The sequence below is a fragment of the Fructobacillus broussonetiae genome (assembly GCF_018437275.1).
Taxonomy (GTDB): domain Bacteria; phylum Bacillota; class Bacilli; order Lactobacillales; family Lactobacillaceae; genus Fructobacillus; species Fructobacillus broussonetiae.
The window spans coordinates 160,421-175,178 of record NZ_JAAMFK010000004.1 but is presented as its reverse complement, the minus strand read 5'-3'; the positions used below and the strand labels follow the sequence as shown (position 1 = coordinate 175,178).

General features: G+C 36.2%; 12 protein-coding genes. All 12 read right to left on the bottom strand.

Features of this window, described 5'->3' with window-relative positions; all coding sequences use genetic code 11:
* Nucleotides 1-117 precede the first annotated feature (117 nt).
* The 12 genes from G6R29_RS04480 to G6R29_RS04425 all read right to left on the bottom strand — a co-directional run bounded on the left by G6R29_RS04480 (nucleotide 118) and on the right by G6R29_RS04425 (nucleotide 14,723).
* Nucleotides 118-627 carry a hypothetical protein gene (locus G6R29_RS04480; protein ID WP_213809160.1) on the bottom strand — a complete coding sequence of 170 codons (510 nt, stop codon included), beginning with the start codon at nucleotides 625-627 and terminating at the stop codon, nucleotides 118-120.
* Nucleotides 628-707: 80 nt separating this feature from the next.
* Entirely contained in the window at nucleotides 708-1,613 is a 906-nt protein-coding gene (locus tag G6R29_RS04475) for a glycosyltransferase family 2 protein (protein ID WP_213809159.1), read from the bottom strand.
* 72 nt (nucleotides 1,614-1,685) lie between these two features.
* Nucleotides 1,686-3,416 (bottom strand): glycosyltransferase family protein, encoded by a 1,731-nt coding sequence (locus G6R29_RS04470; RefSeq protein WP_213809158.1) that lies wholly within the window; start codon nucleotides 3,414-3,416, stop codon nucleotides 1,686-1,688.
* A gap of 32 nt (nucleotides 3,417-3,448) precedes the next feature.
* Nucleotides 3,449-4,387, bottom strand: a complete 939-nt coding sequence (locus G6R29_RS04465; protein WP_213809157.1) for a glycosyltransferase family 2 protein — start codon at nucleotides 4,385-4,387, stop codon at nucleotides 3,449-3,451.
* A gap of 56 nt (nucleotides 4,388-4,443) precedes the next feature.
* The gene (gene glf / locus G6R29_RS04460; protein ID WP_213809156.1) at nucleotides 4,444-5,634 is read right to left on the bottom strand and encodes a UDP-galactopyranose mutase; all 1,191 of its coding nucleotides are present in this window, start codon (nucleotides 5,632-5,634) and stop codon (nucleotides 4,444-4,446) included.
* Nucleotides 5,634-6,404 (bottom strand): DUF4422 domain-containing protein, encoded by a 771-nt coding sequence (locus G6R29_RS04455; protein ID WP_213809155.1) that lies wholly within the window; start codon nucleotides 6,402-6,404, stop codon nucleotides 5,634-5,636. Before G6R29_RS04455 ends, glf begins: the two co-directional genes overlap by 1 nt.
* A complete protein-coding gene (locus G6R29_RS04450; protein ID WP_213809154.1) occupies nucleotides 6,401-7,771 on the bottom strand; it encodes an O-antigen ligase family protein in 1,371 nt (456 codons plus the stop codon). Before G6R29_RS04450 ends, G6R29_RS04455 begins: the two co-directional genes overlap by 4 nt.
* Nucleotides 7,772-7,777: 6 nt before the next feature.
* Nucleotides 7,778-8,401, bottom strand: a complete 624-nt coding sequence (locus G6R29_RS04445; RefSeq protein ID WP_213809153.1) for a YveK family protein — start codon at nucleotides 8,399-8,401, stop codon at nucleotides 7,778-7,780.
* 10 nt (nucleotides 8,402-8,411) lie between these two features.
* A complete protein-coding gene (locus tag G6R29_RS04440; RefSeq protein ID WP_213809152.1) occupies nucleotides 8,412-9,044 on the bottom strand; it encodes a sugar transferase in 633 nt (210 codons plus the stop codon).
* 62 nt (nucleotides 9,045-9,106) lie between these two features.
* Nucleotides 9,107-10,549 (bottom strand): flippase, encoded by a 1,443-nt coding sequence (locus tag G6R29_RS04435; RefSeq protein ID WP_213809151.1) that lies wholly within the window; start codon nucleotides 10,547-10,549, stop codon nucleotides 9,107-9,109.
* Between the two features lie 170 nt (nucleotides 10,550-10,719).
* Nucleotides 10,720-14,202, bottom strand: a complete 3,483-nt coding sequence (locus G6R29_RS04430; RefSeq protein WP_213809150.1) for a GH25 family lysozyme — start codon at nucleotides 14,200-14,202, stop codon at nucleotides 10,720-10,722.
* A gap of 5 nt (nucleotides 14,203-14,207) precedes the next feature.
* On the bottom strand, nucleotides 14,208-14,723 hold the full coding sequence (locus G6R29_RS04425) for a hypothetical protein (protein WP_213809149.1): 516 nt from the start codon (nucleotides 14,721-14,723) through the stop codon (nucleotides 14,208-14,210).
* Nucleotides 14,724-14,758 lie beyond the last annotated feature (35 nt).

The window sequence follows — 14,758 nt, the reverse complement described above, 5'->3', positions numbered from 1 at the left end:
TGAAAGTGACAGAGAGGAACGACCTTCTTGATAGAGGGCAACAATGGCATCTTTGAATTCCTGTGAGTAACGTGGCCTTTTAGTCATGTGCTGATTTCCTTTTTAGTCTTGGGATAATTATACAGTGGACGATGCATAAAATCTGTCCATTTTATCAGCATACGAGCATAGCGCTTCACCTCCCGTTGCTTCAACATCAAAACAAATTACTATTGCACCCCAAAAAACAGCAAAGAATAGTGAAGACATGGTGCTGTTTTTCATTTTGAATCTCAGTAAAAGATAAAGTACAAGCGAAATTAAATAAAGTTCTATAAACACAAATAGTTTATATGCAGCGAGTGCGCTTAAACTTGTTGGAATAATACTAACAATAAATTGAACCGTTAGAGAAGGATAAAAAACATTTGTTGCTAAGCCAACTTTTCCAAGCGAATTAAAATTCTGCGGATACAAAAAAGAGAAAAATCCTTGCGAAAGATTATGAACTCTTGATAAATGATAGTAAGAGTCCCAATCTAATCGAATAGGAGTAAAGAGTAAGCCATTTAATATCAAAAGTGAAGTGAACAAAAGAATAATAAATGGGAAAAGTTCTTTGATTTTTTTAGTTAATATCTGTCTCATAAGTTAATTAATAGATAGCAGTTCAAAATTCTTTTTTTACAAGAAAAAAGTAGCCCTAGGCTACTTTCCAAAAAATCATTTTAATCATTTTTTTTCTTAGCATACTCAACGGTTGGATTAAACTTCAAACCTGCCTTTACACCCTTTCGAATAATAGCAAGTTTTTCTTTTTTATTTTCAGTTTTAGAAAATAAAATATTTACATAGTCAAGCCATGGCCGAACTTCAGCACGTAGCTTTCGATACAATTTTCTCTGTCGTGCATAATACATCTTATTACGATAATGGTAATAGTAACGCGGAGTTCGATCAGCAGAATCGTTCAATAATGACGAACCAAAATTAGCCTTTGTCGCATGAGTAACGGTTGCAGATGGAACATAGTATCCAGGGCGAACTCGGGCCGCACGTTCAGTATATTCAATATCATCTCCCCAGATAAAGAAGTCAACAATTGGCAATCCAATTTTTTCTACAATGTCACGCGCAATCAATAATGAAACAAACGTTGCATTTCTTGTTTGCACAACATTTTTTTCGGAATCAGGAATCCTTCTACCATTCATGTAACCCATCAAGTTCATTTTTGCTAATGAACCGTCTTTCCACAAAACCTTTGATGCTAAGAATGAAAAATCTGGATTTTGGTCCGCATATTGCATAAATGATTTCATAGTATCCGGATGTGCAATCGTGTCATCATCCATAATCCAAAGATAATCATCATCAGTTTCTTCAATGAAGTAACGAATTCCTTTGTTGAATCCACCAGCCCCACCAATATTTTCTGGAAGACGCAAGTAATCAATTTTGTCTCCAAGGGATTCAAGATATTCCTTTGTATCATTTTCACTATTGTTATCTACAACAATAATATGTGACAAAGAATATTCCTGCTTAAACAAAGCATTTAATGACTCTTTCAACAAATCCAGGCGATTGTAAGTAACAATTACCGCACTAATCTTTTTGTTTGATTCGGCCATAAGGGCCCCCTTTGCTATTTAAAAATAATATCATGCAAATTATATCACAGTGATAAATTAAGCACTTTTATTTTATTTAAATCTTCGATACAAAGCGTAAATTATCAATGTTATTCCAGTAATAAAACTAATTATTAAAGAAACAACTTCCAACACAGAAGCTTTACGTTTTACAGTAATTTCGTTTGTGGCTTCTGTATTCTTAACAACCATTTGGCTGCTTTGATCTGAAGAATACGATAATGAGTGACCATTCTTGTCATGAACTTCATAATTTGAATTGTATGTAATGAATGGTAACTTAATATTTCCCTTACCAAAGTTTCCTTCATATTTTATACCATTACCAATGGAACTATACGTTGATGGAACGGGTTGGCTATTTAACTGAACCTGATGATTCAATAGTGAAGAATCATGCTGGTTATTTTTTGGTAAGTAATCAAATGCACCGAATGTAACCCAATACTTTAACAAATTATCAATACCAGTATTGTTTACACGGTATGTACCCACAGGTGGCATCGTTACTGGCCGTTTTTCGTTTGGCGTGTAATCTACTAAAATGCTATTCGCTTTAACTCCATCTAACCAATTTTTCTTTGTAAAGTAAAAAGAAGAGAAAATGCTAAATACGGCGGTACAAATCAATAAAATCGTACGTTGCTTTGAATTATCGTACAATGATCGAATCTCAAAAACAAACAGAAAAGCTAAAGATAAAATAGCAAATACTAAAAGCCGATGTGGAAACTGAATCACACCTAAAGGACTCTTATAGATGAGATTCCATAAATAGAACGAACCGTTAAAAACTAACAAAATTGAAAGTAAAAACACCTTTTTTACGTGATTAGTTAGTTTTGGATACAAAAACAAACCAAGGATAACTGAGATAACCGGGAACAATCCGATTGTATTTGTTGAATATGCAAAAGCCCCATTCCAAATTTCAAGCATTTTAGGAGCAGCCCAAGTATCCAAAAAAGGATATGGCTCTGGTGTTTGTAGGTTATTATTTAAAGAATTAAATAGAAATGGAATTAGAAAAGCAATCGATAGTAGTAAAGTGATCACTCCGGCTATAATTACATTCACCACAATGTATACTCTTGTTTTACGTGTGATTAACAAGTACAAAACTGCAATACAAAAGTAAACAAAAACCATCGCAAGTGAAAGAACATGGCTATATAAAACAGCCGTAAAACCAACAATTAGAGGCCAGAGTTCATTCCAGTTTTCTTTAATGCTCATAAGCTTTGTTGATTCAACTGATTTTGTTGCCAGTCGATATAAGCCAAGCAAAATTAATGGCATAAATGACATGGCAAAGGTTTCACCAAGAAGCCATTGCTGAATAGACTGTGAAACCAATGCAGTCGATGTCACAAAAATAACAGCTACAGTTGTCGCTTCAATATTTTCTAAGTTCATTTTTCTTGCTACGAATCTTGTAATCAGGAATTGAATCATAAACTGACACCAGATTAAGATATACATAGCTAAAATCGGCTTAAAAACAAACAGCATCAAAGCCCCTAAATATGTAGGGAATGATGGATACATAGCTATAACGTTACTTCCAATTTGATTAGCAGAAAATGTTGAAATGGTTGGAAAGAAATTCAATCGGCGAATATTTTCATGATATTCATACATTCGATTAAAATGAAACTGAAAATCAGCTCCATAAAATAATTCACCATTATGTCCCACCATAAACAACAGGGCCGCCATTGCTATACCAAATAATATAACTGGGATTCCTAGTTGAATTTTTTCATTAAATGTTAATTTCATACTTTTCTCTGTTAAATATTTTTATTATAGAATCACTTAGATTCTTTCGAAATATAAATTGGCCGATTCTTAGTCTCCATAAAGATAGCGGCCATGTATCTTCCAATCACTCCAAGACTCAGCATTTGGATTCCACCAATAAAGAGTATGATGGTAACCATTGATGGCCATCCTGCAACTGAGGTATTAGCAATTAAAGCACGAATCACAATAAAAATTCCCGCAAGAATTGAAATTCCAAACGTTAGCATTCCAAGGAATGTAACAATAGTCAGTGGCATTGTTGAGAATGAAACAATCCCTTCAATGGCATACTTAGTCAATGACCAAAAAGACCAAGATGTGTTTCCAGCAACACGTTCACGATTTTCAAATGGAATGTACTTAGTCTTAAATCCAACCCAAGTGAAAATCCCCTTTGAAAAACGTTGATTTTCAGACATTGCTAAAATGGCATCCACCATTTGACGAGTCATAACTCGGTAATCGCGTGCTCCATCTACAAGGTGCGTTTGAGAAATTTTATTCATCCATTTGTAGAACTGTGCGGAGAACCATGAACGAAGCTTTGCTTCTCCCTTACGGTCTGCTCGCCGTGTTCCAACAGCGTCATATTCTCCAGATTGAACTTCCTTCAACATTTCAGGTAACAGTTCAGGTGGATCTTGAAGGTCAACATCCATGACAGCGACATAGTCACCATTAGCTTGTTCAAGACCCGCGTATAACCCAGCTTCTTTTCCAAAGTTTCGTGAGAAAGAAACGTAGTGAACATGGCTATCCTTTTCACTTAACTCACGTAGAATCATTAGCGTACGGTCAGTTGACCCATCGTCAATAAAATGAAAGTCAATATCGGCCGTTACCTGACTTTTAATGTCTTGAATGGCTTGATAAAAAAGATGAATTGTATCTTCCTCATTGTGTACAGGTACAACTAATGATAAAACTTCATTCTGTGAGTTCGTCATACTTCTCTCCCTCAAATTAATATGTACAGGCTCCTTAGAGCCTTTCTAATTATAACTTACTTTACCTCATCATGTGCGAAGTTAAAGTCGTCATCAATATCAAATTCATCACGTACCGTGTTCAAAGCATCGTTAAACACTTGATCCATATCGAAGTAACGGTACTTTCCCAAACGACCACCGAAAATCACTTCAGGGGCATTCTCGCGTGCTTCCTGAACGTATTGCTTGTAAAGTTCCGTGTTCTTTTCGTTGTTCACTGGGTAGTAAGCTTCCTTCGTACGGTCCCAATCTTGTGGGTATTCACGCGTGATAATTGTTTTTCCTTCGTCAGCCAATCCATCGAAATGCTTCCATTCCATTTGACGGGTGAATGGTGTCTCAGCATCCGTGTAGTTAATCACGGCGTTACCTTGGTAGTTATCAGAATCAATTGTTTCTGATTCAAAGCGAAGTGAACGGTATTCCAATTCACCGTGCTTGTAATCGAAGAATTGGTCGATCATTCCCGTGTACAAAACGCGTGGGAATTCAGCCAAGAATTCATCCTTGTGGTCGAAGAAATCAGTGTCAGTCATCACATCAATCAAGCCATTTGAACGTTCAACCATGTTTTCAAAGATCTGCGTGTAACCACCAACAGGAATTCCTTGGTAACGGTGGTTAAAGTAGTTGTTGTCGTAGATAAAACGTACTGGCAAACGCTTGATAATGAAGGCAGGCAATTCGGTTGCCTTACGTCCCCACTGCTTTTCCGTGTAACCCTTGATCAAGGCTTGGTAGATATCCGTTCCAATCAATGAGATTGCTTGTTCTTCAAGGTTTCTTGGTTGACGGTCACCTAATTCCTTCAACGCTTCAGCCTTTTGTTCTTCAATCTTAGCCTTAGCTTCTGCAGGCGTCTTCGTTCCCCACATTTGGTAGAACGTATTCATGTTAAATGGCAAGTTGAACAACTTACCGTTATAGTTTGCCACAACTTGGTTTTGGAAACCGTTAAATTCAGCAAACTGACGAACATAGTCCCAGACCATCTTGTTATCCGTGTGGAAGATGTGGGCACCGAAATCGTGAACGGTGATTCCGTTTTCAACGTGGGTGTGGGTGTTTCCACCGATAAACGAACGCTTTTCAACAACGAGTGACTTCTTACCGCGCTTAGCTGCTTCGTAAGCAAAAGTCATTCCGAAAGGACCAGCCCCTACGATTAAGTAGTCATAGTTTTTAGTGTTAAATTTATTTGCCATTAGAAATGTACCTTTTTCTTTGAATTTGGGAAGAACTTACGTTTCAAGAACTGTGTTCCTTTATCCACCCAGTTAGTTTTTTCCAGTGAAACGACCGGCATCTCAGTGTAGGAATACCCCCTGGTGTATAACCAGGTGTCCATGAGGCGTTCGGACAGGAATCCGAACACCCGAAGATCTTGTCCCTCCAATGTGGACAAGTCAACACGGGCTTCAACTCTTTCCAAAACACCAAACAGGAAAGAGGCGTAATCCTCGAATATCTCCCTCTTCATCACAAACATGTTAAAGAGGTGAGCTTTCGTTGACTTTTCCATTTGCTGAAAGGCCGGATAGAAATCTGGAAAATCGTTTTTGAGCACGTCCTCCATGATGAAGTACGGTTCGTTTGCATGAGCATGCAAATAATGGTTTCTCTGATTCTCAATGAAGTAGTTCCTTGCCTTTGGTAAGATCACATCGTGAGTCCGCAACAAGTACTCCATTTGAACTTTAGTTAACCGATTCTTCACATCGTGCGACGAATTGCTACCCAAGTAACGACGGTAATGCATTAAACCAATCACATCGGAATTTGAATTCTTCCATGCCCAATAAATTGCAGTTAGCTCATTAAAGTTCGGATTTTTTGTTGAAATGTTATTTCCTGAATCATCCCGAAGGTATCCTTCTGGAATAGCATCTCTGAGTGCTGATCCAACCATAATTGGCTGGTAACACCCATCCTGCGGAATATCGTATTCTTTGTGCGTAGCAACATAAATGGTCATTGCTTCTGCTCCTTTCCAAGGCGTATAAGATGCTGACGATAAAAGAAAAACATCAATAAGTATGGCCATAAATAGATTTTCAAAATAAAAATTGAAGAAAATGCTGCCAATACAATCATAGTTATGAAAGATATATGAATCGCTTTTTCCCAACTGGAATTCTTGTAAACTAATTGCATTTTATATGATTTTAAAATTAATCTAATTAACAACCACAGAGCCGGAATCACAATTATAATTCCAAAAGTCGCTAACCAACCAAGGAAATCAGACAAAATTGGAAAACCATATTGTGAATACAAATGCTGATACTCAAAATTATGTGTTGTTACTTCAGGAACATTTTGAACTATAAAGAACGAAGTAAATCCAGACCCCACTCCCCATAGCGGGTGTTGTAAGAATGTTATCGCCAAAGCAATCGTTCCACCAAGGCGATTGTCGGTCCCACCTTTTGCAAACAAGAATTGGTTAAAAGTAGTATGAACAATAGAAACCTTAAAATAAGCGACAAATAAAAGAAATCCACTAAGTATCAAAGTGCTAAATAAAAATGCTCTAAACCCATTTTTGGACCAAATCATCCAAAGAATAAACGCTATTCCAGCAGTTAAAATTCCAGTCGTCGTTTTCGCTAAAACTAAGGTTAAAAGAACAGAAAAAGTAAATATCGTATTACCGATTAACTGTTTATTTTTAGAAATCGTCGTTTTCCACAAAGAATGTCTTGAAACTGTTAGTCCAATTAATAATGGAAGGTAAACAACTCCTAATAAGTTAGCTAAGTAGGAAGCTTCAGGTTCAAAACCATTTATACGATGCTGAGTTGTTACATACGATCCATGGGCATAAATATCGTATCCCCCCATAGTACGCCATCTCTGTTCAAACAGCGAAGCAAGAAAGTTTACATAAGAAGTTATTTTCTCAAAATGGAAAAGAACAAGGAATTGAGGAACGATTACAAATAATAAATAAAAAGCCAATCCAACTAGGCCAGCTTTAACAAACTTTTTTTCATCATCTGTACTTCTTACTGTTAATTGAATAACTGCCCAAGACAAATAAACAGCGAGCGTCCACCCTAATAATATTATCGACGAATGTATTATACCTGATGTGAGTTTACTTTCACCTGAAACACAGTAGGACAAAAACATTGAAACCAATTGACAAACCCAAAACAGTCCACCTAAGAGAAATGCCTTTTGAGAAGGTATAACTTCGACAACACGATTTGGATAGCGAAATAGTTGAATTACGATAATTAAAGTAAAAACAACAACCGAAATCATTGCCGTTGGTTCAGCTAAAGAGTAAGTATAAGTTTTTGAAAAAAAAGTGATTGGAAGCAGAAAATTTACCATTAGAATTTATATTGCCCTTTTGAATTGGTAATAATTTGTAATAGCACCTACTAAAAGAATTAAGAAAGCAGATAAGGCCAATCCGAATACAGCCCCAAATATTGTCAATTTCTTAGTAGATTTCATTCCTGATTGAATAACGTCAGATCCATTAGCTTCAGAAAGCAGCCGAACATCACCCATATCTGGGTAAATCTGAACTGCCTTTTTAGCAAATACCTCGGCATATGTGTTTGCTAATGTTTTAGCTTTTTCTGGAGTTTCCCCTCCTGACTTAAAGGCCAACATAAGCGTATCCGTTGGATTATCTACTGTTACAGCTGATGCGATATCTGCTTTTTTCATCTTAAATGGCAATGAATTTTTAACCTCAGAGATAATAGAATCATCTTGGGCAATTTTTTCATACGTTGCAATTAGAGACCGGTCTGCCTGAACCCTTGAATTTGGATCCTTAACATCAGTATTATTCTTAGCAACAATAACACTACGCGAAGCTGAGTAATTTGTAGTAACCTTAGCTGATTTAGAATACAAATACCCAATAGCAGAAAAAGCAATAACGGCTAATACAATTAACCAACTATAACGTACAAAACGTTTTAATAAATCTCTCAATGTAAACTCCATGGTTACTCCTTTAAAAAGCCCCATCGGCCTTAAAAATAGCAATGGCTGTCAAAATTAATATTTTAAAATCTAATATAAGGTTAGCATTCTCAACATAACTTAATTCAATTTCTGCTCGCTCCGGATACCCTATATTTGACCTTCCGGAAGCTTGCCACAGTCCGAAAACGCCTGGTTTAACAGACAAAAAGCGATTGATTCTTTCTTCGGTCCCATACTCTACTAATTCTTTTTCAACGACTGGTCGTGGTCCGATAATCGACATTGTACCAATCAAGGTATTCACAAATTGAGGAAGCTCATCTAACGATGTACGTCTAAGTACCGTTCCTATTTTTGTAATACGAGGATCCTCATTAGTTGGTAATTTATACCCATTTTGGACGAATTTTTGATATAGCTTCTTATTTGACCTCAGTATTTCATCTGCATTATCAACCATAGATTGAAATTTATATATTTTAAAATGTTTACCATTCTGACCCACACGGTCTTGGCTATAAAAAACATGTGACGTTCCCTTTGACAGTCTTATCCAGATTGCTATAACTAGAAACACTGGAGAAAAAACGACCAGTGCAACAATTGATACAACAATATCTAATATTCGCTTGGGAAGACGATAGAACAATATTTTTTTCAATGCTCCATTCTCCAGTTATTTATTATTTGTTCACAACCGCTAATTATACCAGAAAGTGACTATTAACGGAATAATGCACGTGTTAGAGATAGCTTTAAAATTGGAGCACGTAAAATAAATAATGCCAACAAATAAACAACTAATCCAATTGCAGATTCAATCACAGTAGAAAGAAAGCCGATATTATGAGTATTGACATAAAGCATCACCACTACATACATAACTGCTGATGCGACTATATAACGCCATATACCGATAAAGTGTGTTTTGATTGACATGTCATTTCTAGTGACTACAAGTTGATAAGCAATAACTGCAAATTCAGATATAGCTGTCGAAACGGCTGCACCCTCAACAGCCCAGAAGTAAATAAAGAAGAAGTTCAGCAAAATATTTACGAGAGCACCAAAAGTAACAGACCATGTATACTCATTTAATCGCTTTGTAGGAATCAAGAACTGATTACCAATGACATTTGACCAACCGATAAAGACGATGATCGGAGTTAAAAGAACCAGTGCAGTTCCAACTTCCCCCCATGACTTCCCCAAAAACCACAGCATAGCTGTTGGACCTACAGCTGCAATACCGGTAGCTAAAGGAATAGCAATTGCTGAAACAAAGTCCATTGAAGAATGAATAGCTTTTTTCATTTTCTCATGCTCCCCAGCAGCAAAATGAGCAGACATACGAGGTAACATAACCATTCCAACTGATGTAACTAAAGCTAAACATACTTTAATAATTTTATCTGCATTATCATATATACCTGATGATGCGGTCGCACCAGTAATAAACGGTAGCATCGTTTTATTAAGCTGCAAATAAATCTGAGTTGCTATCGTTGGTAAGAACATTAGGAAAACAGGGCCCCAATGCTTCTTAAATTCCAGTGATGACCACCTAGGTAACTTGAATTTACCAATAAGATAGAACCACATCGAGAGATTTCCAACAACCTGTGAAATTGCAAGTAATAAAATATATGGTCCCACATCCTGCGGTGTTTTTACTAGAGTAAAAATTAAGACAGTCATCAAGATTTTAATAAACATGTTGCGAAGAACAGTCTTCTTAAAATCCTCCAGCCCAATAAAATACCATGAAATATCAAGAATTCCGGAAAGGACAACCCAAATTTGATACCACAAAAACAGTTCATTATCGCGGATGCGTGTATTTATAGCTCCACCACCATATATAAAAACTATATATAGAACGATTGCCACAATACCGGCAAAAAAATGGATGATTTGAATTTCCCAAAACTTTTTTTGCCTTGCTTCTTTATCATTACGAACATAAGCTATTTCTCTAGATCCATATGTAACGATACCAAGTGATGCAATAAGTAAAAAATAAGTAGCCAGGGAATTAGTCCAAGAGGCAATTCCCACGCCTTCTTTCCCAAGCACTCGGGCTAAATACGGCAATGTGATAATCGGAACAATGATATTTAACAGCTGGTAAGCTGCATTATATAAATAGTTTTTTGCGACCTGCATAATATTATCCCTAATGTTTAATAATTATATTTTACTATGGAATGTAACCAAAATTGTTTGTTTTTAAGAAAATTTAATTAAAAGTAATTAAAAAAGCAAAGTTTTATAACAAAACTTTGCTTTTAGGCTAATTGCAACTCAACACAGAAGAAATAATTTAAGTTTTCAAATCAATAGTGGTTTCCCATATTATCGTAAAATAAAATCTCACCATTTACTTTTCGATATCCCTTAAAAAGAAATCCTGTTCGATAATCGTAAAATTGTTGATGACCATCAATAATCTGATCGCCGAACACCTTATTACCCATATTATCATAATAAAGTGTTCCACCGTTCACATCACGGTAACCTTTATAAAGAAAACCATTTTTATCGTAAAACTGCTGGTGACCATCAATAATCTGATCTCCAAACACTACATTCCCCATGTTGTCATGATACAAGGTACCGCCTTTTACATCGCGATATCCTTTATAAAGAAAACCATTTTTATCGTAGTACTGGTGATAGCCGTTTATATATAAATCACCAAATACCTTATTACCCATATCATCGTAATACAAGGTTTTACCATTTACATCACGATAACCCTTGTACAGGAACCCAGTTCGGTAATCATAAAATTGCTGGTGACCATCAATCACTTGATCGCCAAACACTACGTTTCCCATATTATCGTGGTATAGTGTCCCACCATCCACGTCGCGGTAACCTTTATAAAGGAATCCATTCTTATCATAATACTGGTGGTAACCATTAATAAACAAATCTCCAAATACCTTATTACCCATATTATCATAATAAAGTGTTCCGCCATTCACATCACGATAACCTTTATATAGGAATCCAGTTTGAGGTTCAAAATATTGTTGATGGCCATTAATTGTCTGTTCACCAAAGAGCTGTTTACCATTGTCATCATAGTAAACGGTTCCACCATTTACATCGCGATAACCTTTAGAGGTTGTTCCACCGTCTTCGGTTTTATATAAATTCCCCATATTATCATAGTAAAGTTTCTTACCGTTCACTGTGCGAACACCTTTAAAAAGGAATCCATTCTCATCATAATACTGATGATATCCATTGATTGTTAAATTACCAAAAACTTTATTCCCCATATTATCGTAATACAGCGTTCCTCCGCTCACATCACGATAACCCTTATAAAGGAAACCATTTTTATCATAGAACTGCTGATGGCCATCAATCACATGATCGCCATAGACAGCATTTCCCATATTATCGTAATAAAGTGTTCCACCACTCACATCTCGGTAACCTTTATAAAGAAATCCATTCTTATCGTAAAATTGGTGATATCCGTTGATGAACAAATCGCCAAACACTTTATTTCCCATATTATCGTAATAAAGTGTTCCACCGTTTACATCACGATAACCTTTGTACAGGAACCCAGTTCGGTAATCATAAAATTGCTGATGACCATCAATCACTTGATCGCCAAACACTACATTCCCCATGTTGTCATGATATAACGTTCCACCATTTACGTCACGATAACCCTTATAAAGGAACCCATTCTTATCATAATACTGGTGGTAGCCATTAATAAACAAATCTCCAAATACCTTATTACCCATATTATCATAATAAAGTGTTCCGCCATTCACATCACGGTAACCTTTATATAGAAATCCAGTTTGAGGTTCAAAATATTGTTGATGGCCATCGATTGTTTGTTCGCCATAGACCTGCTTACCTTTATCATCATAATAAACAGTTCCACCATTTACATTCTTATATCCTCTAAATTGACTGCCAGAATCATAAACCTCTGTCAAATTTCCCATATCATCATAATATAGACGTTTGCCATTTACAGTACGGTAGCCCTTAAACAGGAAACCTGTATCAGGTGAATAATATTGTTGGTGACCATCAATATTCTGATCACCAAACACTTTGTTACCTTCTTTGTCATAGTACAAAGTTCCTCCGGTAACGTCTCGATAACCTTTGTACAATAGGCCGGTTTTAACATCAAAGTATTGTTGATGACCATTGATTGTTTGTTCATCAAAAACCATGTATCCATTTTTATCGTAGTAAACAGTACCATTAGCTACATTTCGATAACCCTTGTACATAGCCCCATTTCGAGGATCAAAATATAGTTTCTTACCGTCTATTGTTTGGTCTCCAAAGACCATGTTTCCCATATTATCGTAATAATAAGTATTCCCCTGACTTACACGGTAGCCTTTGTGCAAAAATCCCGTCCCAGGTTCGTAGAATTGATGGTAACCATTTACAATCCAATCACCAAAGGCCTTATTACCCATATTGTCATAATAAACAGTGCCACCATCTACATTTCGATACCCTTTAAACAAAAATCCAGTTACTGAATCAAAGATTTGAGCATTACCATTAATAACTTTTTCACCGAAAACTTTGTTTCCCATGTCATCATAGTAAACAGTACCGCCTTCTACGTCTCGATAGCCCTTATAAAGCAAACCAGTGCGATAATCATAAAACTGCTGACGGCCATCAATAGTCTTATCACCAAACACCTTATTACCCATATCATCGTAATATACGGTCCCATCACTTACATTTCGATAGCCTTTATACAAAAATCCATTTCTAGAATCAAAGAATTGCCATCTTCCTTCAATGCATTGATCACCAAAAACTTTATTACCCATAAAGTCGTAGTACACAGTTCCGCCATCTACATCACGATATCCCTTATATAGTGCTCCTGTTGAATCGTCAAAATGCTTTTGGAAACCATCTATTACTTGATCCCCTTGTAGTCGAACTCCATCTTTATCGAAGAAGTAAGTATTTCCTCTCCAATTTTGCCAACCTTTTTTCTTTTCATTAGTTACGGTATTAATTAAGTACCATTTTCCATCAATTTCACGTTCTTCAAGTGGTTCACCCAGACCTGTTGCTAAGCCAGCGTAATCGATTGAAACGTCAAAAGTGCCGTTAATACCCCAAAATCCAGCATTTGAAGACCATTGCCACATACCGTATTGGCTATTCCATAAATTATTTGATGAAGGATGGTATGGATATCCCGCCATCCAAACATGCTTATCACCAACAAAATTCGTATCTAAATTCATTTGGTTACGATAATACATGTAAGTATATAGAGCAGTATTACGGAACCCACGGTTATGAAGTTGATCATTAAAAGCCCAGCTATTTCCTGATACCCCACCATTTTTTGTAGACTGGTCTTCAAGATCGTTAACCATTAAATCATCCTGATTAAAACCTAATTCGTAAGCATAATCAGAAAAATAGTTTGCTTCCCAGCGAGCCTCATCTTGATTTGTATATACTGAATAGTGGTATCCAGAAACTTTCAATCCTGCTGAACGTGCATTATTTGCTTGCGTACGTGCATATGGATTTCTATAGTAAGTTCCTTCAGTTAACTTAACAATGATTCCTTGAACACCATTATCACGCATGATTTGGAAGTCACGCACTGACAATGGACCATTATGAGAGGAAATATCGACTACGTCCATTCGAGGAATACCTGCCTGTCCCCCCGTGACCCGATCAATGCCCTCTGCACTGACATGTATCGTTGCATTCGAGGCACCTATACCTATAACTGAAAAGGCGGCAGCAGCTACTATACTTTTCTTAAACTTCATTTTAATTATCCGTATTGATGGAAATTTTGCTTAGCATAATCAACCACTGACACACCTTGTTGTGAGGCCTGGGTGATGATAGTTTTAATGTCAGATGGTGCCCAATAATCCACTGGTAAACCAGCATCTCTCAATTGCGCAGTTACATTCTTAATCATCGTAGCATCGACATTTTGGCCAGAAAGTGTCCGGTTAGGGTCATAATTTTGATTATTCTCTTCATTGTTACTATCTTGAACCGAACTGTTTTCAGAGCTTAGTTTAGATTTGGGAATAGATGAACTCACGACTTTACTACTTTTTTGTTTCGTTCTTGTTTCCTTTGTTGAGGTGTTTCGACCAAATTTATAAACACCAAATAGCACAAGTAAAATTAAGATAACTGAAATACTACTAACAATTATTTTTTTCATTTTATTTCCTCTTATATTACCTTTATTCTCTATTAATTTTACACAGTCTTGATCTTTTTTAAAGTGATAAATACCAATCAAAATACTTTCTTTAACATTTTGATTCAAAATAACATATAAAAAAGGAGTTAATAATAAAAAGC